Annotated in this window: 18 protein-coding genes and 1 riboswitch; of the genes, 6 read left to right on the top strand and 12 right to left on the bottom strand. The window is 69.6% G+C overall.

The window, feature by feature from the left end; translation table 11 throughout:
- Nucleotides 1–260: 260 nt before the first annotated feature.
- Nucleotides 261–1,310 (bottom strand): nitronate monooxygenase, encoded by a 1,050-nt coding sequence (locus ABZX37_RS07035; protein ID WP_354736810.1) that lies wholly within the window; start codon nt 1,308–1,310, stop codon nt 261–263.
- A 60-nt stretch (nt 1,311–1,370) separates the two neighbouring features.
- On the opposite strand from ABZX37_RS07035, the gene ABZX37_RS07030 reads away from it, so the two are divergent.
- A complete protein-coding gene (locus ABZX37_RS07030) occupies nt 1,371–1,817 on the top strand; it encodes a pyridoxamine 5'-phosphate oxidase family protein (protein WP_354737193.1) in 447 nt (148 codons plus the stop codon).
- An 830-nt stretch (nt 1,818–2,647) separates the two neighbouring features.
- Here the strand turns inward: ABZX37_RS07030 and ABZX37_RS07025 are convergent.
- Together ABZX37_RS07025 and lepA are read right to left on the bottom strand one after the other, a co-directional pair.
- Nucleotides 2,648–3,169, bottom strand: a complete 522-nt coding sequence (locus ABZX37_RS07025; protein ID WP_354736808.1) for a Uma2 family endonuclease — start codon at nt 3,167–3,169, stop codon at nt 2,648–2,650.
- Between the two features lie 136 nt (nt 3,170–3,305).
- Nucleotides 3,306–5,171 (bottom strand): translation elongation factor 4, encoded by a 1,866-nt coding sequence (gene lepA, locus ABZX37_RS07020; RefSeq protein WP_354736806.1) that lies wholly within the window; start codon nt 5,169–5,171, stop codon nt 3,306–3,308.
- A gap of 116 nt (nt 5,172–5,287) precedes the next feature.
- Between lepA and ABZX37_RS07015 the strand changes: the two genes are divergently transcribed.
- Entirely contained in the window at nt 5,288–5,899 is a 612-nt protein-coding gene (locus tag ABZX37_RS07015) for a class I SAM-dependent methyltransferase (protein WP_354736804.1), read from the top strand.
- On the opposite strand, the gene ABZX37_RS07010 is transcribed toward ABZX37_RS07015, so the two are convergent.
- Nucleotides 5,896–6,270, bottom strand: a complete 375-nt coding sequence (locus ABZX37_RS07010; RefSeq protein WP_354736802.1) for a VOC family protein — start codon at nt 6,268–6,270, stop codon at nt 5,896–5,898. The two genes, ABZX37_RS07015 and ABZX37_RS07010, sit on opposite strands and share 4 nt — an antisense overlap.
- Before the next feature lie 22 nt (nt 6,271–6,292).
- Complete coding sequence (locus tag ABZX37_RS07005) at nt 6,293–7,156, bottom strand: DMT family transporter (protein ID WP_354736800.1); 864 nt, start codon at nt 7,154–7,156, stop codon at nt 6,293–6,295.
- A 393-nt stretch (nt 7,157–7,549) separates the two neighbouring features.
- Here ABZX37_RS07005 and rpsT point away from each other — a divergent pair, with 393 nt between their 5' ends.
- Complete coding sequence (gene rpsT, locus ABZX37_RS07000; RefSeq protein WP_116200451.1) at nt 7,550–7,810, top strand: 30S ribosomal protein S20; 261 nt, start codon at nt 7,550–7,552, stop codon at nt 7,808–7,810.
- A 154-nt stretch (nt 7,811–7,964) separates the two neighbouring features.
- Here rpsT and holA read toward each other — a convergent pair whose 3' ends face one another.
- Entirely contained in the window at nt 7,965–8,936 is a 972-nt protein-coding gene (holA, locus tag ABZX37_RS06995; protein ID WP_354736798.1) for a DNA polymerase III subunit delta, read from the bottom strand.
- A gap of 131 nt (nt 8,937–9,067) precedes the next feature.
- Nucleotides 9,068–9,201: riboswitch (SAM riboswitch) on the top strand.
- Between the two features lie 13 nt (nt 9,202–9,214).
- Between holA and thrC the strand changes: the two genes are divergently transcribed.
- Nucleotides 9,215–10,480 (top strand): threonine synthase, encoded by a 1,266-nt coding sequence (gene thrC / locus ABZX37_RS06990; RefSeq protein ID WP_344283822.1) that lies wholly within the window; start codon nt 9,215–9,217, stop codon nt 10,478–10,480.
- Between the two features lie 24 nt (nt 10,481–10,504).
- Here thrC and ABZX37_RS06985 read toward each other — a convergent pair whose 3' ends face one another.
- On the bottom strand, nt 10,505–12,883 hold the full coding sequence (locus tag ABZX37_RS06985; protein ID WP_354736796.1) for a ComEC/Rec2 family competence protein: 2,379 nt from the start codon (nt 12,881–12,883) through the stop codon (nt 10,505–10,507).
- Entirely contained in the window at nt 12,880–13,437 is a 558-nt protein-coding gene (locus ABZX37_RS06980) for a ComEA family DNA-binding protein (RefSeq protein ID WP_354737191.1), read from the bottom strand. Before ABZX37_RS06980 ends, ABZX37_RS06985 begins: the two co-directional genes overlap by 4 nt.
- A gap of 814 nt (nt 13,438–14,251) precedes the next feature.
- On the opposite strand from ABZX37_RS06980, the gene ABZX37_RS06975 reads away from it, so the two are divergent.
- Both ABZX37_RS06975 and ABZX37_RS06970 read left to right on the top strand, forming a co-directional pair.
- Nucleotides 14,252–15,175, top strand: coding sequence for a GNAT family N-acetyltransferase (locus ABZX37_RS06975; protein ID WP_354736794.1), 924 nt, complete (start codon nt 14,252–14,254; stop codon nt 15,173–15,175).
- Complete coding sequence (locus ABZX37_RS06970; RefSeq protein WP_354736792.1) at nt 15,172–15,999, top strand: DUF3626 domain-containing protein; 828 nt, start codon at nt 15,172–15,174, stop codon at nt 15,997–15,999. Before ABZX37_RS06975 ends, ABZX37_RS06970 begins: the two co-directional genes overlap by 4 nt.
- On the opposite strand, the gene ABZX37_RS06965 is transcribed toward ABZX37_RS06970, so the two are convergent.
- From ABZX37_RS06965 to rsfS, 4 genes are read right to left on the bottom strand one after another with little or no spacing between them, the layout of a single operon-like run.
- Nucleotides 15,996–16,841 (bottom strand): DegV family protein, encoded by an 846-nt coding sequence (locus ABZX37_RS06965; RefSeq protein ID WP_354736790.1) that lies wholly within the window; start codon nt 16,839–16,841, stop codon nt 15,996–15,998. The two genes, ABZX37_RS06970 and ABZX37_RS06965, sit on opposite strands and share 4 nt — an antisense overlap.
- 4 nt (nt 16,842–16,845) lie before the next feature.
- Complete coding sequence (gene octT / locus ABZX37_RS06960; RefSeq protein WP_116200457.1) at nt 16,846–17,574, bottom strand: diglucosylglycerate octanoyltransferase; 729 nt, start codon at nt 17,572–17,574, stop codon at nt 16,846–16,848.
- Nucleotides 17,575–17,578: 4 nt separating this feature from the next.
- Nucleotides 17,579–18,193 (bottom strand): histidine phosphatase family protein, encoded by a 615-nt coding sequence (locus ABZX37_RS06955; protein WP_354736788.1) that lies wholly within the window; start codon nt 18,191–18,193, stop codon nt 17,579–17,581.
- On the bottom strand, nt 18,190–18,597 hold the full coding sequence (gene rsfS, locus ABZX37_RS06950; RefSeq protein WP_344283800.1) for a ribosome silencing factor: 408 nt from the start codon (nt 18,595–18,597) through the stop codon (nt 18,190–18,192). Before rsfS ends, ABZX37_RS06955 begins: the two co-directional genes overlap by 4 nt.
- Between the last annotated feature and the right edge of the window lie 32 nt (nt 18,598–18,629).

Here is an 18,629-nt window from a genome sequence, read left to right as displayed (position 1 = left end):
CCGCAACCACCAAGCCCTGAGCTCAGCGCGCAAAGCTCGCCCGCAACGCCTCCAGCAGTCACATCACCGCAACTCACCCGGCCGCCTCGCTCCCCAACCCTGAGCTCAGAGCCTCGCTCTCCAGCAACCAGCGAGCACCACAGCCGTCATGCCCATTGCGCTGTCACCGGTTCGGCAAGAGCCTTCCCACCTGCCACCTCGTGGTTAGATAGCCGCAAGCGGCCGAGCCGACACGGTCCGGGCCCCTCGCGCCGGAGGTCTCAGCGCAACCGGTCGAGTCGTTCCGCCGCGGACTTTGCCTCCGCGCGCAGCCGGGCCATGATCGAGGCCGCGGAACCGTCGCTGGCGAGCGGATACGTCTGCCCAGCCCACAGCGACATCGCTTCCGGGTCACCAGCTTTGCCTGCCGCCGCGCGGACCGGTTTGCTCAGGTGGTGCAGCTGCGGATACGCGGCGGGCGCGGCCGCGGAGAGGTCGCTCAGGACGCGGTTCACCATGCCCCGCGCCGGGCGTCCACTGAACGCGCGCGTGAACGCCGTCGCCCGGCCCGCCTCGGCGAGTGCCCGCCGCTGGGTGTCGCCGGTGCCAGCTTCCGTCGCGAGCAGGAAGGCCGTGCCCAGCTGCGCCGCCGACGCACCGGCAGCCAACACCGCCGCGATGTCGGCGCCGTTGACCAGTCCTCCGGCCGCGACCAACGGCAGGCTCGTGCGCGCGCCGAGCAAACGCAGCAACGCGAGCAGGCCGTACTCCTCGCCGCCGGCCGGATTGCCCGGGTCGTCGGTGAACAGGCCACGGTGCCCGCCGGCCTCGAAGCCCTGCACGACGAGCGCGTCGGCTCCGCGCGCGGCAGCGAGGTCGGCTTCCTCCGGATTCGTGACGGTGACCGCGACCTTGCCGCCAGCCTCGTGGATCCGCTGCACCTCGGCAGACGTCGGCGCGCCGAACGTGAACGACACCAGCGGAACCCGGTGGCGCACGACGAGATCGAGTTTCGCCGGGTACTCGTCGTCGTCCCAGACCGGTTCGCCGAGTTCGACGCCGTAGCGCACGGCTTCGGCGAGCAACCGTTCACGGTGCGCGGCGAGGTCGGCCACCGACCGGCCGCCAGGGACGAACAGGTTGACGCCGAACCGGCCGCCGGTGAGGTCGGCGGTGTGCGCGATCCGGGCGTCCAGCGTCTCCGCGCTGAGGTAGCCCGCGGCGAGGAAACCGAACCCGCCCGCGTCCGTGACGGCGCCGACCAGCTGCGGAGTCGTCGGCCCGCCCGCCATCGGCGCCACGATCACCGGGAACTCGAGATCATCGAACATGTCCCCGAGCCTAGTGCCGGACCGGAAATGCGCCGGGTCGCCGCCGCGTTGCACAAGAGCATGACGGCAACCCTGGAACAGCTCCGCGCGCTGACGGTGGAGGAGAACGGCCTCGCCACTGTGGCCACGACCCGCGCCGACGGCACCGTGCACGCGTCCGTTGTGAACGCGGGCATCCTGAACGACCCGGTGACCGGCAAGCCGAGCGTCGGCTTTGTCGCCGTCGGCGGCGCGCACAAGCTCGCGCTGCTGCGCCGCAACGGCCACGCGACCGTCACGTTCCGCCGCGGCTGGCGCTGGCTCTCGGTAACCGGCCCGGTCCGCCTGATCGGCCCGGACGACCTCGACCCGGCCTTCCCTGCCGACGACCTCCCGCCCCTGCTGCGCGAGGTGTTCCGCGCTGCCACCGGAACCCACGACGACTGGGCGGAGTACGACCGGGTGATGGCCGCCGAACGCCGGGCCGCGGTGTTCGTGGAGGTGGGCAAGATCATCGGGAACGGCTGATCCGCCGCCGCCTGAGCCGACCACCCTTTCGAGCACCAGTCGGAGAAGTGCCGCCTGGACGATGGCGTTGCCGTCGTGGCCGTAAACCTGCCCGCTCGGGCATCGAGGGCCTTCGCGGAGATGGACAGCGGTCGGCCACCGTTGAGTCGCCCCAGCCACGCTGATCACGCTGCGGAATGTCGAGTCGCGGCGTGCGCGGAGGGCGGGAAGGCAACCGGCTGCCGCCAACCCGCGCCAGTCACGCCGCCGAACGCGGCGCGGCGGCATGCACGGACACGATCGAGCCACCAGCGACTGCCGACCCATCGGCGGGCCATGTCGCTCACGCCATCAACCATCGCGTCGCAGCAACCACAAAGACCAGGTGGCAAACCGGCAAACCTCGAACCCTCCCCTCAATCCGCACCAGCGACCACCGCATCACCACATCCGTGAAGGTCGTGACGACCGTCCGGAACCGCTGACCTGCCCCGGCCCAACACCGGTCACGCCGGACCGCAGCGTTGGTGAACGTCAGACCACACCGCCAAAGCAGCCGACCCGCCCTCCGCCAACGCCAGTCACGCCGGACTGCGGCGTTGGCGAACCTCAGACCACACGGCCAAAGCAGCCGACCCGCCCTCTGCCAACGCCAGTCCCGCCGGACCGGCAGCATTTGTGAACGTCAGACCGCACCGCCAAAACGGCCGACTCACCACCTGCCAACGCCAGTCACACCGTCACACATCCGCACAACAACATCCGTCGCGATCACCGGGCCCGCGGACCCGTCACCAGTCCTGTCCGGTCAAGCCGTCACATCCCTTCCCATCCGCCAAACTCGAACCGAGTCACCGTCCATTCATGAGCTCCGCCAGCCTCACTCGCACCGGAAACGGCCGCTCCGTCTCGAATACCTCACCTCCAGCCACTTCCGCACCCTGCCGATAACCACCGTCCGCACTGATCTCGAATGCCGTCAGCGAAAGCGCGACCGGATCGATCACCCAGTAGTCCGGCACGCCCCACCGCTCGTAAACCGCTTTCTTGGTTACGCGATCGTGAATCCCAGAACTCGGCGACACCACTTCGACCACGAGCAGCGGCGGCACCGGCAAATCGGCGTCAGTGAAGTCCTCGGCCCGGCCCACCACCAGATCCGGCCGCAGTTCGACCTGGTCCCCGGACCGCACCGCGAACGGCCCGCCGACCACGTCCATCCCCGGCGGACACCCTGACTCCAGCAACCCGTAGAGCCGAAAAACCGCGTGCTGGTGCCGCAATCCCGGCGCAGGGCTGACGTACAGCACGCCGTCGACGAGTTCGTGCCGTCGTCCGTCCTCGGGGATCGCGGCGAGATCCCGCACCGTCATCGGTTGTGAACCTGAAGGCCAGCCAGTGAATGTCATGAGCGCGTTCCTTTCTCCGTCGCACTCAAGGACACCAGCCCCCACCGACAAAAACGGCGGCTCCCGGAAACCCGGAGCCGCCGTTCACCCGAAGGGGGACCTACTTCTTGTTCTTTCCGTTGTCCTCAGTGGACAGTGCCGCGACGAACGCTTCCTGCGGCACCTCCACCCGGCCGACGGTTTTCATCCGCTTCTTGCCTTCCTTCTGCTTCTCCAGCAGTTTCCGCTTCCGCGAGATGTCACCGCCGTAGCATTTGGCCAGCACGTCCTTGCGGATGGCGCGGATCGTTTCGCGCGCGATGATCCGCGAGCCGATCGCCGCCTGGATGGGCACCTCGAACTGCTGTCGCGGAATCAGCTCGCGCAGGCGCGTCGCCATGCGGTTTCCGTACGTGTAGGCGGCGTCCTTGTGCACGATCGCGGAGAACGCGTCCACCGTCTCGCCCTGCAGCAGGATGTCGACCTTCACCAGGTCGGCCACCTGCTCGCCGGACTCCTCGTAGTCGAGCGACGCGTAACCGCGCGTGCGCGACTTCAGCGTGTCGAAGAAGTCGAAGATGATCTCCGCGAGCGGGATCGTGTAGCGCAGTTCGACGCGGTCCTCGGACAGGTAGTCCATGCCCAGCAGGGTGCCGCGCTTCGACTGGCACAGCTCCATGATCGTGCCCACGAACTCCGACGGCGCCAGGATGCTCACCTTCGACACCGGCTCGTGCACCTCGGAGATCTTGAGTCCGCCCGGCCAGTCCGACGGGTTCGTGACGATGACCTCGCTGCGGTCCTCCAGCACCACGCGGTACACCACGTTCGGCGCGGTGGAAATCAAGTCCAGGCCGAACTCGCGCTCCAGCCGGTCCCGGGTGATCTCCAGGTGCAGCAGGCCGAGGAACCCGCAGCGGAAGCCGAAGCCCAGCGCCACCGAGGTCTCCGGCTCGTAGGTCAGCGCGGCGTCGTTGAGCTGCAGCTTCTCCAGCGCCTCGCGCAGCTCCGGGTAGTCCGAGCCGTCCACCGGATACAGCCCGGAGTAGACCATCGGCTTCGGCTCGCGGTAGCCCGCCAGGGGCTCCTTGGCGCCGTTCCGCTCGGCCGTGACGGTGTCGCCGACCTTCGACTGCCGCACGTCCTTCACGCCGGTGATCAGGTAGCCGACCTCGCCGACGCCGAGGCCCTTGCTGGCCTTCGGTTCCGGCGAGATGATGCCGACCTCCAGCAGTTCGTGCGTGGCGCCGGTGGACATCATCTTGATCTTCTCGCGCGGCGTGATCTTGCCGTCGACCACCCGGATGTAGGTCACCACGCCGCGGTAGGTGTCGTAGACCGAGTCGAAGATCATCGCCCGCGCGGGCGCCTCCGAATCGCCGACCGGCGGCGGGACCTGCTTCACGACCTCGTCGAGCAGCGCGCCGACGCCGACGCCGGTCTTCGCCGAGACCCGCAGCACGTCGTCGGGCTCGCAGCCGATGATGTGCGCGATCTCGCCCGCGTACTTGTCCGGGTCGGCCGAGGGCAGGTCGATCTTGTTCAGCACCGGGATGATCTGGAGGTTGTTCTCCAGCGCCAGGTACAGGTTGGCCAGGGTCTGCGCCTCGATCCCCTGCGCGGCGTCCACCAGCAGGATCGCTCCTTCGCACGCTTCGAGCGCGCGGGACACCTCGTAGGTGAAGTCGACGTGGCCGGGGGTGTCGATCATGTGCAGGACATAATCTTGCTCACCGCCCTGGCCGTCCTTGATCTTCCACGGCAGCCGGACGTTCTGGGCCTTGATCGTGATGCCGCGTTCCCGCTCGATGTCCATGCGGTCGAGGTACTGCGCGCGCATGGCCCGCTCCTCGACGACGCCGGTGAGCTGCAGCATCCGGTCCGCCAGCGTCGACTTGCCGTGGTCGATGTGGGCGATGATGCAGAAGTTGCGGATCAACTCCGGCGGCGTGAAGGTGGTGTCGGCGAACGTCTTGGGCGCTGTCACTCGGGCTGTCCTCGGGATGGTGGGGGATGTCCGTACCCCATCGTCCCATGGACCTCCGGGTGCGGGTGGGGGTCATCCCCGATGCGGCCCCGCGCGACTCGTGATGACCTCGAAGCATGACCACTTCACCCTCCCCCTCGCCGCCCGGCCCCGGCGTCCTCGACGCCGCGCTCGACCGGGCTTTCGGCCACCCCAGCGGCCTGCTGGGCAGGTTCGGCGGCAAGCTGATGGCGGTCAGCAACGCCACGACCGAGCACCGCGTCGTCGACCTCGCCCGCCTCGAACCGGACGAAACCGTCCTCGTCATCGGCCCCGGTCCGGGGATCGGCCTCGACGCGGCGAGCAAACTCGCCGGCGAGGTGATCGGCGTCGAACCCTCCCCCGAGATGCGCGATCTCTGCGCGGACCGCTGCGGCGACCGCGCCGAGGTGCGCGCGGGCAGTGCGGCTCGGACTGGCTGCGCGGACGAGATCGCGGACGTCGTGCTGACCGTGAACAACGTCCAACTCTGGGACGACCGTGCGGCGAGCTTCGCCGAGTTGTTCCGGGTGCTGCGGCCGGGCGGACGGCTGCTGCTCTCGGCGCACGAGAAATGGCTTCCGGTGACGCGACACGAACTCGCCGACGAGGCCGCCGCCGCGGGATTCGCCGACCTGCAGACCTGGACCTGGGATCCGCCCGGGTTCGCCCCGCTCGCCGCCCAGCTCCGGGCAGTGAAACCGAGCTAGCGCTTGTCGCGGCGCAACGGGTGGTCCTCCGGGACCTCGACGAGGACGATCCGCAACCCGTCCGGGTCGGCGATCCACGCCTCGTCGGTGCCCCACGGTTCGCGGCGGGCCTCGCGCACCGGTTCGACCCCGCGTCCGGCCAATTCGGACAGAGCCGCCGGGAGATCGCGGACCTGCAGGAACAGATTGACGTCCGGGCCGGGCCCCTCTTCGCCGGTGCCGACCACCTCGATCGAACCGCCACCGGCGAAAAACCGCGTGCCACCAGGGAACTCTCGCTCGATCGCGAGGCCGAGAACGTCGCGATAGAACGCGGTCGACACCTCGTGGTCGCGGGGGTGGATCAGCACCCGGCTGCTCAGTACGTCCATGGCTCCTGCCTACCTGAGCCGCTCAGGCAACCGCAATCGCGGCGATCCCGACCAGCACCACCAGCGATCCGGCGAGCCGCCGCGCCGCGTTGCGCTCGCGGAGCACGAGCCAGGCGGCGACCCCGCCGAACACGATGGACAGTTCGCGCGCCGGAGCGACGAGGCTGACCGGCGCGATCCGCAGGGCATACAGGACCAGCAGATAGCCGGCGGGCGAGGCGAGTCCGACGATCAGCACCTCGCGCCGGTGGTCCCGCCACAGCCGCTTGATCTCGGACCGGCCGCGAGCGGCGGCCGGCGCGAGCAGGATGCTCTGGCCGATCGCGCCGCCGCCGAAGTAGACGAGCGGAGGCACGCCGAGCGACGTGACCGAATGCGCGTCCCAGAGCGTGTAAGCCGCGATGACCGTTCCGGTGGCGACGCCGTAGAACACCCCAGCGCGACGAGCTTTCGCGTCGCCGGTGCTGCCGCCGAGACTGATCACCAGGACGCCCGCGACGACAAGGAAGGCGCCGACCAGCCCGAGCACACCGGGCCGTTCGCCCAGGACTGTGACGGCCACGAGCACCGACACCAGCGGTCCGGTGCCGCGGGCCAGCGGATACACGACCGACAGGTCGCCGACCTCGTAGCCGCGCTGCAGCACGATCCCGTACACCACGTGCAGGACCGCGGTGACCAGCGCGGCGAGCAGCCAAGTCCATTGTGGACGTTCCGGTTCGACGGCCAGCGCGACCGCGATCACCGGGAGCATCGCGACCGCGGAAACCGTGTAGTACAGCCAGACGAATCGCGGACCGCCGGCGGAAACCCGCTTGGCGGCGAGATTCCACACTGCGTGCACGACCGCGGCGACGAGGACCATGGCGAGGGCAGTGGTGTTCATCTGCGACCCTTTCAGGTTTTCAGCGCACGCTGAAGACCGGGTCCTCCAGGCTTTTGTCCCGTCAGATGAACGGCAGGGCTCGGTGTCCCGCCGAAGGTGCCGCTCGGACCAGGCCCGCCCGCCCTCGTTGTCTTCGCGACCCGCTCTGCGGGACCACGGGCAGGCGACGGAACCCTAGGCACTACCGGAATCCACCGTAACGGAGCCGAGGACGGAATGCCGAACAGCGACCGGCTCCGGGGTCCGCTCCAGGGCCGCGAGCAGGGCTGTTAAGATTTTCGATTGTTGCCGTGCGGCATTCCGTCAGGGAGGAAACCCGGCAGTCCCTCGGGACTGATCCGGAGCCACACGAACGCGGCAGCGACCTTCACCGAGTGAAAGAGGAACGCCTCCATGGCCAACATCAAGTCGCAGGTCAAGCGCATCGACACCAACGAGAAGGCGCGGCAGCGCAACCTGGCGATCCGGTCCTCGGTGAAGACCGCGATCCGCAAGTTCCGCGAGGCCGCCGAAGCCGGTGACAAGGACAAGGCCCTCGAACTGCAGCGCGACGCCGCTCGCAAGCTCGACAAGGCCGTCACCAAGGGCGTCATCCACGCCAACCAGGCCGCGAACAAGAAGTCGGCTCTCGCGAAGCGCGCGAACCAGCTCTGAGCGCAGTCTTTCCGGAAGGCCCGGCGGCTTCGGCTGCCGGGCCTTTTCCGTGTCCTGAGGTCGGTCTGGGCCCGGTGATCGCGCCCCTCAGACGGCGGGGTGTGCCCCATCGCGAGAGCGCGGCAGCCGATAAGGGCTGCCGGTCGCCTGAGCGTCAGCGATCTCCCTTGGCCGCGACCACCTCGAGGACCGCGCGCTGCAGGGCGTAGTTCGCATCGGCCGCCGCGCCCTTGACCTCGGCGTTCAGCCGCGCCACGACGCGCATCGCGGTCGCGAGGCCGTCCTGGCCCCAGCCGCGGGACTGGCCTTGGGCCTTGCGGATCTTCCACGGCGGCATGCCCAGTTCGCCCGCCATCTGGTTCGGGTTGCCGCGGCCAGCGGCGGACACGCGAGCGATCGTGCGGACCGCGTCGGCGAGAGCGTCGGCCACCAGGACGTGCGGAACGCCCAGCTGCATCGCCCACTGCAGCGACTCCATCGCGGCCGCCCGGTCCCCCGCGACGGCCTTCTCCGCGACCGCGAAGCCGGTCACGTCGGCGCGTCCCGTGTGGTAGCGGCGGACCGCCTGCTCGTCGATGACTCCTCCGGTGTCGGCGACCAGTTGCGTCGCCGCCGAGGACAGTTCGCGCAGGTCCGAGCCGACCGAGTCGAGCAGCGCCATCAGGCCCGCGCCGTCGATCTTGCCGCCCGCGCGGCGCACCTCGTTGCGGACGAACGCCTCGCGCTCGGCCGGCTTGGTGAGCTTCGGGCATTCGGTGATCTCCGCGCCCGCTTTTTTCAACGCGCCAGGCAGCGCCTTCGCGGCCTTGCTCCGCCCGCCGCCGCTGTGCACGACCACGAGGACGATGCCGTCGGCCGGCGCCTTCACGTAGGCCAGGACCGCGTCGGACAGCTCCTGCGAGATGTCCTGCGCCGACTCCAGCACGATCACGCGCCCCTCGGCGAACAAGGACGGGCTGACCAGCTCAGCCAGCACGGGCGGTGTGAGATCGGACACTCGCGTCCGCGTGAGGTCCGCCGTGGGGTCCGCGGCCTTGGCCGCGTCGAGGGAAGCTCGCACAGCCCGTTCGATGAGCAGTTCTTCCTCGCCCGTGACGAGGTGCAGCGGCGCGGGTGCGGTGGTCACCTCGCCATCTTCTCACCCGGCTGCCGGACCGTCCGCCCCGGTGATGTGAGCCGCCTCCGTGGCACGAGCTGATCGGGATGTCGTACGGTGTAGACGAGGACGCGCCCACCGGCGCTCCGACAACCGAATACCGCTCATCCAGAGGGGCAGAGGGAACGGCCCGACGAAGCCCCGGCAACCGGCGTACAGCCTGTCATCCCGCGATCGCGGGATAGCTGACGACCACGGTGCCAATTCCGGCCCGCTTCGGCGGGGCAGATGAGGAAAGGAACCTCGCGATGACTGCAGCCCTCAGCGCCACCTCCGCCAACAAGACGATCGACCTCGGTCCGGCCGTCGAACTGGTGTCGAAGGAAGAAGGGCACCGGCAGCCGCTCGCTCCGGAATTCGTCTCCGCCGAAGACTTCTCGCCGCTCGAGGTCGCCTACGACTTCGGCCGCGTCCGCCGCGAGGACATCGAAGCGGGCCCGCGCAACATCTGGCGTTACAAGAAACTCCTTCCCGTCCCCTCGACCGTCGAGGAGACTCCGAACACCGAACCCGGCTGTACCCGGCTCGTGCGCGCCGACCGGCTCGCGAAGGAGCTCGGCCTCAAGAGCGTGTGGGTCAAGGACGACACCGGCAACCCGACGCACTCGTTCAAGGACCGCGTGGTCGCCGTCGCGCTGGCCGCGGCCCGCGAGTTCGGCTTCGAGGTCCTCGCGTGTCCCTCGACCGGCAACCTGGCCAACGCGACCGCCGCCGCGGCGGCCCGCGCCGGCTGGCGGTCGGTCGTGCTGATCCCGAAGAACCTCGAGCGCGCGAAGATCCTCACCACCGCGGTCTACGACGGCGACCTGATCGCCGTCGACGGCAACTACGACGACGTCAACCGGCTCGCCACCGAGCTGGCCGGCGAGCACCCGAAGTGGGCGTTCGTGAACGTCAACGTCCGCCCGTACTACTCCGAGGGCTCGAAGACGCTCGCCTACGAGGTCGCCGAGCAGCTCGGCTGGCGGATCCCCGAGCAGATCGTCGTGCCGATCGCCTCCGGTTCCCAGCTCACCAAGGTGGACAAGGGTTTCCGCGAGCTGGGCCAGCTCGGTCTCGTGGACGCCAGCCCGTACAAGGTGTTCGGCGCACAGGCCACCGGCTGCTCGCCGGTCTCCACCGCGTACCGCAACGGCCACGACGTGGTCCAGCCGGTGAAGCCGGACACCATCGCCCGCTCGCTGGCGATCGGCAACCCGGCCGACGGCCCGTACGTGCTCGACGTGGTCAACCGCACCGGCGGCGCGATCGAGGACGTCACCGACGAAGAGGTCGTGGAAGGCATCCGGCTGCTCGCGCGCACCGAAGGCATCTTCACCGAGACCGCGGGCGGCGTCACCGTGGCGACCGCGAAGAAGCTCGTCGAAACCGGCAAGCTCGACCCGGACGCCGAAACCGTCCTCCTCATCACCGGTGACGGCCTCAAGACCCTCGACGCGGTCGAGAACCACATCGGCCCGAAGGCCACCGTGCCGCCGTCCGCCGCGGCCGTCGCCAAGGCGCTCGGCTACTGACGCACCAGCCCGGGGTCCGCCGCACTACCGCGGCGGACCCCGCGGCTCACCCCGGCGCGCGACCGCCGGCCCGCTTCCCGCGGGCAGAACAGCGGTGTCGCCGTCGACGTCGGTCCGGGTGACCAGTGCTCCCATCGTCCCGAGAACGTCCACTGTGGACTTGCTCGGATGTCCGTATCCGTTGCCCGCGCCGACACTGATCAGCGCCGTGCGCGGCCGCACCGCCGCGAGGAACTGCGGCAGCGAATACCTCGAGCCGTGGTGTGGCACCTTCAATACGTCGGCCCGCAGGTCGACGCCCTCGGCGAGCAGATCCGCTTGCGCGGCCAGTTCCACGTCCCCGGTCAGCAAAACCCGGCCAGCCGAGGTGTCCGCGCGCAGGACCACCGAACTGTTGTTGATCATCGTGCCGTCCTGCAGCGCCGGTGACCGAGTAGTGGCGTAGCGCGGACCTAGTACGTCCAGCGACAATCCCGGCCACTCCAGCCGTTGTCCCTCGCTCAACTGCATTAGCGGCACGCCACGACGCCGCGCTTCGCCGGAAACCGACTGCCACGCCCACGCCGGGGCACGTCCGGGCCCTACCGCGATCGCGCCGACTGCCCGTCCGTCGAATACCGAAGCGAGACCGCCGATGTGGTCCGCGTGCAGGTGGCTCAGCACGAGCAGCGGCACCCGTTCGACGCCCAGCCTCCGCAGGCATTCGTCGACCGGCCCCGGCTCCGGCCCGGTGTCGACGACCACGGCACGGCCCGGCTCGGCCGTCGCCAGAACTACCGCATCTCCTTGTCCGACATCGCATTCCACCATCGCCCAGCCGTCCGGCGGCCAGCCAGGAGCCAGCACTTTGGCTGGCACGACCGTCAGCAGCACGACGACCAGCCCGATCGCCACCAGCAGCCGGAGCCGGCGAAACCTTGCCGCCACCACGACCACGACGAGCAGGGCCGCCGCGCACAATCCGCCCCACCAGCCCCCAGGCCAGGACAGCGCTGCACCGGGTGCCCTCGCGCCGTGCCGAGCAACGGTGATCAGCCACCGGGCCTCCGGGTCCGCCAGATGGATCAGCACCTGCCCGGCACCTGGCCACCACGGCCCGACGACTGTCGCGAGCACGCCCAGCACGGTGACCGGCGCGACCACTGGTGCCGCAAGGACATTGGTGACGACTGAGACCAGGCTGACCGTGCCCGCCATCCCGGCGATGACTGGTGCGGTGACCACGAACGCGGCCAGCGGGACAGCGAGGCCTTCGGCGTAACCGGGCGGAACTCCCCGTCGTACCAACGAATCCGCCCAGCGCGGCGCGAGCAGAACCAGCCCTGCCGTCGCGAGAACTGAGAGCGCGAAGCCGAAATTCGCCGCCATCGTCGGATCCCACGCCACCAGGACGCACACCGCGAAGGCCAGCGCGGGCAGAGCTGAACCACGTCGTCCGAGGGCCAGCGCGAGCAACCCGATGCCGCCCATGACGCCTGCCCGCACCACACTCGGTTCAGGACCCACGAGGACGAGGAATCCTGCCAGACAGGTGCCCGCCGCTGCTGCGGAAGACTTTGGGCCCGCTCGAACCAATCGGCACAGGAGCAGGACCGCTCCGCCGATGATGACGAGATTTCCGCCGCTCACCGCCATCAGATGGGTGAGCCCCGAGGCAGTGAACTCGCTCTCGACCCGCTGCGGCAGCGCGCTCGTGTCGCCGAGCACCAGTCCGGGCAGCAGACCCGCTGGTTCCTCCGGCAGGACCGCGCACAGCGAATGCAAGCTGTTGCGCAGGGCCGCGGCGGCGCGCTGCCACCACGGGGCCGACCCGACGTCGGCTGGTGCGGCACGGACGGAGAGCACTGCGGCGGTCAGCTCGCCGCCGCGCGCGGGCAGGAGCCGACCGGACGTCGTCGCTTCCTGGCCTGGCAGCAGACCGCTCCATCCCGCGACCGGTGCCAGCAACAGAACCCGGCCGGTCGATTCGACTGGCTGACCGTCCACTGTGGCCGTGGTGACGCGGGCGGGGATCGCGACTGACCGGGTGCCCGCCTGCTGATCGGCGTAGCCAGCTTGGTGGATCGGCCGTGGGCGCTCGCTGATCTCGACCCGCAGCGTCGCAGTGACACCACGGGCAGCAGCGGCGCCCAGCGGGTCGGATGCCGCGTCGTGAATGCGAAGGGCCGTTGGCACTGCGGCAATGAGCCCTACTAGCAACAACGCTCCCCCGACGCCTACGTATCGGGAACGGCCTCGCGCTAGAAGCACCACCGCGCCGATGACCGCTACGGCTCCGACTGCGGTCGCGGCCCACCAGCCGAGTTGCAGTCCGGCAAGGGTGGCCGCCCATCCGGCGACAGCAGCGGGAACGAGGCGGAAATCGTGTTCACGCCGCGGCTTTTCCTCGGTTTCCAGTTTCATCCGACGGTCACCTGCTCGCGGAGCTTCTGGAATTTGCTTTCGCCGATGCCGTCGACGTCGCGAAGCTGTTCGACGCTCGAGAATCCGCCGTGCTGCGTGCGCCAGTCGGTGATGCGCCGGGCGGTGACCTCGCCGACGCCGGGGAGGCTGTCGAGTTGTTCGGCGGTCGCGGAGTTCAGGTCGATCTTGCTGGCTGCAGCGGCTGAACCGGCTGGTGCCGCCTGGGCGGCGGGGACGCCGACCGCCAACTGTTCGCCGTCGGTGAGTTTGCGGGCGAGGTTCAGCGCGGTCAGGTCGACGCCCGGGTTTGCACCACCGGCGGCGCGGAGGGCGTCGGCGACGCGGGAACCCGATGGAACCGTGACGAGTCCCGGGGATCGCACCTGGCCGACGACGCTGATCACCAGGTTCTCGTTGGTCTTCGACGCATGCGGTGCCTGCGCGCGGGCGGTCGGGAGCGGCGGGGCGATCTCGGCTGCGGGCGAGCGGCCGAAGATCGCCAGGCCACCGGCGATGACGGCGGCGGCCGCCAGCAAGGCCAGGGCGAAGATCATTCCTCGACGGCCCAGGAGCCCCGGCAGGCCGGTGGCACCGGGGAGCCAGCGGCGGGTCCACCGCTGTTCAGTGTGTTCCGGCAGCCAGCTGCGGACGAGTTTGCCGCCGGGCAGCGAGCTTTCCGGTGGCGACGGGTTGTCGGCAAATGCAGACAGTCCGGCGCGGGGATCCGTAGGCCGTGAGAGACCTTGGGAGCTCGTCTCAGCCGCCGACTGGCCGTCCAGCAGCAGTGAACTGTTAGCAACTGCAGACAGCCGGGCTTTCAGGCCCTTTGCTCGAGAGGGCGGCACCGAGTCAGGTGCCGCGTGGTCCGTACCTGCCAGCAGCGGACTGTCGGCAGGGCGCTTCAATCCTCCGCGCACGCCAGGCAGCTCCGTACTTACGGACAGCTGGCTGTCTGCACTTGCCGACAACCGTCCGCGGGCTGACCGGCCCGCACGGCCGAGGGGCAGCCAGCGGCGTGCCGGACGGTCGCCGGGTCCGGCGGTGTGCGGGACCACGGCCAGCTGGTCGGCGAGCCAGGTGAGCCTGACGTTGACGGGAGTGCCCGGATCCCGGGCGGACTGCTCGAACACACGATCGACGCTAGGCGTCGGCCGGCTCGGCGGCGAGAGGCTTCCGCGCGATCTGTGGACAACCCGCCCCTTGGGGACAACTCGGCTGGCACAGCCGGAGACGCGCCGAAATTTGTCGGAGTACGCGGTCATACTGGCGGGTTTGGCCGAAAGCACCGGGGGTCGAAAAGCGTTCGCACCTGCCGCTGTCATCCGCTAGACCTGGCAGTCAGCCGTCGAACGGGAGCATGCCGCAGCTGTGAATCACACCGACCTGACCTTGCGCCCGATCACCGGGCCGGAAGAACTCGATCTTTTCTGCCAGCTCACCTACGCCCTTGACCACGAACTGGCCGACGACCTCGCCGCCGGTCGCCGCAGGCCCGGCTGGATGTGGGTCGCGCTTCGCGGTGGCGAACTCGTCGCCAGGGCCGCGTGGTGGGGTCGTGCCGAGGAGCCGGTCCCGTTTCTGCTGGACGTTTTCGATGTTGAGGACGCGGCCGTCGGCGCGCGGCTGGTGCGAACCGCGATGGCGGAGATCCTGCCTCCGGGCACCAGGCCGCCGACCTACAACCGGATGATCCCCGCAGAGTGGCGCGATGAAGCCGCGGCCCGAAGCGTGGTCGAAGACCGGATGACCGCGCTCGAACAGGTCGGTGCCCAGCTGCTCGCCGAGCGGCTGCGCTTCGAATGGCGACCCGAGACTGCGGTCGCGCCGCCACGGAACCGGCTGGTCTTCCGTCCGATCCACGACGTGGACGAAATCCTCGAACTGATGACCCGCGTCCTGGACGGGACGCTCGACGCCCACAGCCGCGACGACCTGACCCGGATGCCCGCTCGGGAAGCGGCGATCCGGCATTACGAGGACGAACTGGCGCATTACCGCAGCCCACGGGACTGGTGGCGGGTCGCCACGCTGCCCGACGGCACGCCGGTCGGGTTCGTCACGCCCGCGCGCAACAACTACAACCCCATCATCGGGTATCTCGCCGTCCTGCCCGAACATCGCGGCAACGGCTACATCGACGACATTCTCGCCGAGGGCACTCGAATCCTTGCCGCCCAAGAAGTTCCTCGCATCCGAGCGGCGACGGACCTCGGCAACATCCCGATGGCGAACGCGTTCCGGCGCGCCGGGTATGGCAACTTCGAGCGCACGATCACGATGGCCTGGCCATGATTCGCGCGGAACCCTGGGAACGCGCGGTCGCCCACTTGGCCGGGTTGGCGACCGGCGGCCCGGCGGATCCGTCGTGGCGGGTCACGCTGCATTTCCACCCGGACCGGCTGGTCGGCGGGGTGCCGATCCTGGAAAGCCTGGCGCGCGACGGCCGCTACCGCTCGCAGTTCGAGACCGGCGTCAGCAACGGCGGGCTGACCGCGCATCCGGGAGGAGACCGCTGGCGTTGGGAAAGCCGGTTGTTCGCTGGCGCTTACGACGACGTCGCGGCCGCGCACCGGCCTAAATACGGGTCGCTGAATTTTCGCGGCCGGAAGACAGGCGGCTCGCCGCGGTTCGGCTCGGCGTATCTGCGGCTTGCGCGGCACACAATGCCCCGGACGACTTTCGCTTATCCCGACAGCGTCTTCGAGCCGACCTCATTCGGCGTCGAGGCGCGCTTGTCCGAGCTCGTCGCGATTGCCGAGGCTGACGACCAAGATTTGCTGGACGACTACATAGAGGCGCAGGTGCACGGCGAGGTGGACCTGGCGCGGGACGTCGAGGCACTGGTTCTCGATCCGTCCTACCAAGGAACCGAAATCGAGGCGGCGGCTCGAAAACTGGGCACCGTCGAATGGCATGACGGGTTCCGGATCGACACCGGAGAACTGCTCCGGCATCCCGATTACCGCGGGCCGGAATTCACCGCACTGGGCGCCGAACTCGCCGAGGACGGGCAACTCAACCCGCGCGTCCTCGGGAAAGCCACCGGCCACGACGAACAATCCCTCAAACGCGTCTGGCACCTGCTCGCGCGATTCGGCAACCAGGAACTCGGCTAGGCGCGCTGCACGACCACGCCGAGCACGCCAGGACCGGTGTGCGCGCCGATGACCGCGCCGATTTCCGACACCACGCATCCCCCGGCGCAGCCCGGAATCGCTTCCTCCAGCCGGTTCGCCAGTTCGACAGCTCGTTCCGGCGAAGCAAGATGATGCACCGCCAGCTCGACCGGCCCGGTGCCCGCCGCCTGCACGGACAACTCGACCAAACGCCCGATCGCGCGGTTCATCGTGCGCACTTTCTCCAGCGGCAAGATCCGGCCGTCGGACATGTGCAGCACCGGTTTCACCGCCAGCGCGGTGCCGAGCAACGCCGCGGCCGAACCGATCCGGCCGCCACGGCGCAGGTGTTCCAATGTCTCGACCACGAACAACGTCGACGACCGGTCGGCCGCTTCCGTTGCGACCGCTTCGACTTCGGCCGGGCTGGCTCCGGAAGCGGCGGCGTCCGCGGCGTGCAGGGCGGCAAAGCCCAAACCCATCGCCGTGGTGCGGGAATCGACAACGCGGACCCGGTCCGAGCCGACTTCTTCCGCTGCCAGAACGGCGGCTTCCCAGGTGCCGGACAGCTCTCTCGACAGGTGCACCGACACGACCGCGTCCGCGCCAGCGTCGAGTGCGGCCCGGAATTCGGTGGCGAACTCGGCCGGAGTGGGCCGGGAAGTCGTGACGATCTTGCGCTCCCCCAGCGCTTCCGCGAGCGCGGCAGGACCCATTTCGACGCCGTCGAGCGAGCACACGCCTTCCACCAAGACGTGCAGAGGCACCACCCGCACCGAGTGCCGCTCGGCGAAGCCTTCGGGCAGGTGCGCGGTGGAGTCCGTGACCACGGCGACCGACACGCCGTCAGCCTACGTTGCCAGAGCCGAGGTGCGGGGCAACGAGCTTCGCCATCGCAGTGCCGACGGCTTCGTGCCCCGCCCATCCCCAGTGCATGCCGTCGGGATTTCCCGCGCCGCTCAAGACATGTTCGCCAACCACGCCGGGCGTGTCGAGCAACGGCACTTCGCGTCGCGCGGCCCACGAAGCGAGCGCAGCGGCTGCTTCGGCGCGTCCCGTGTGCACGCGTCCGTACGCATCAGCGCGGTGCACCGAAGGCAGCATGCCGAACACAGGCAACTCGGGACGTAGCGCGCGCAACGCTTCGACGGACTGGTCCAGGTAGCTCACGCTCAGCCGCGCAGGAAGCACGCGAGGACGTCCGCGCATCACGACAGACAGCCGTGGCTGCGCAGCGAGGTAGGCACCGCGTACAACGCGACGCACGCCGTCGGGGCGAAGGTAGCGAAGCCCCTGACGCAAGTACGTCGGCAGAGGCGACGGCAGTGTGTCCATGTGGCCGACAGCGAGCACGACAGCGTCGACGCGACGCAGGTCCGCCCACACGCGCGGGTCGCCGGTAAGCGACCACCACAGGTCGCGCGCGGTCCAGCCGATGCCGGCGACGAGATCGGCCTGTCCGGACAACGCGTTCGCGGCGACGTTGGGCCACAGGCGCGGATCGTCGGCCGCGCAAGGGCCCTCGGGGCCGTGGAAACAGAGTGAATCGCCGAAGACGAGCAGCTGCGGGCTCATCGGGTCAGCCGGTGATGCCCGCGTTGTACGCGTGCAACCGCCACTTCCCCTCGCGGTGGCCGAGTTCGACCCAGTGGCAGTTCATGATCCCGCCGAGCGACGGCCACACCTCGACCGGAAGGCCGAGCAGCTTCGCGGTGAGCGCCAGGATCAGGCCGCCGTGCGAGGCGAGCAGGACCGATTCCCCGGCGTCGGAGTTCGGCTGCATCAGGTCGTTGACCACCTCGGCGGCGCGTTCGGCGACCTCGACCCGGGATTCGCCGCCGGGCGGGGCCCACGCGGCGTTGGTGCGCCACAGCTGGCGGTCGCCGGGATAGCCCTCGTCGACCTGGGCTCCGGTCAGTCCCTGCCACTCGCCGAGGTGCGTCTCGCGCAGCCGCTTGTCGATCTGCAGCGGCACGCCGATCGCCTCGGTGAGCACCGTCGCCGTGTCGGTGGCGCGGCGCAGATCGGACGCGATGACGAGCTCCGGAGCGAACCGCGCGAGCGCGGGCACGGCGAAGCGGGCCTGGTTCCAGCCGACCGGGGTCAGCGCCGAATCGAGGTGTCCCTGCATGCGGCCGGCGGCGTTGTAGTCCGTCTCGCCGTGCCGCCAGAGCAGCAGCCGCCGCGGGCTCACGCCTCCGGACCGTCCGCGTCGTCGGTGTCGTTGGCGGGGACCGTCGCGAGCCCTTCGACCTCGATCCGCGGGCAGTCCTTCCACAGCCGCTCGAGGCCGTAGAACGAGCGCTCGTCCGCGTGCTGGACGTGGACGACGACGTCGACGTAGTCGAGCAGCACCCAGCGGCCCTCGCGGGCGCCTTCGCGCCGGACCGGCTTGTGCCCCTCGATGCGGAGCTTCTCTTCCACGTTGTCGACGATCGCGCCGACCTGCCGCTCGTTGGCCGCGGACGCGATCACGAACGCGTCGGTGATCACGAGCTGCTCGGACACGTCCAGGACGACCACGTCGCTGGCCAGCTTGTCGGCCGCCGCGTGCGCGGCCGCCACCGCCAGGTCCCGTGCCTCGGACGTCGCTGCCACAGTGCTCCTTCAGATTCGGGGTATGCCCGGAC

It is taken from the genome of Amycolatopsis sp. NPDC004079 (assembly GCF_040610415.1).
Lineage (GTDB): Bacteria > Actinomycetota > Actinomycetes > Mycobacteriales > Pseudonocardiaceae > Amycolatopsis > Amycolatopsis halotolerans.
This window is presented reverse-complemented; position numbering and strand designations above follow the sequence as displayed.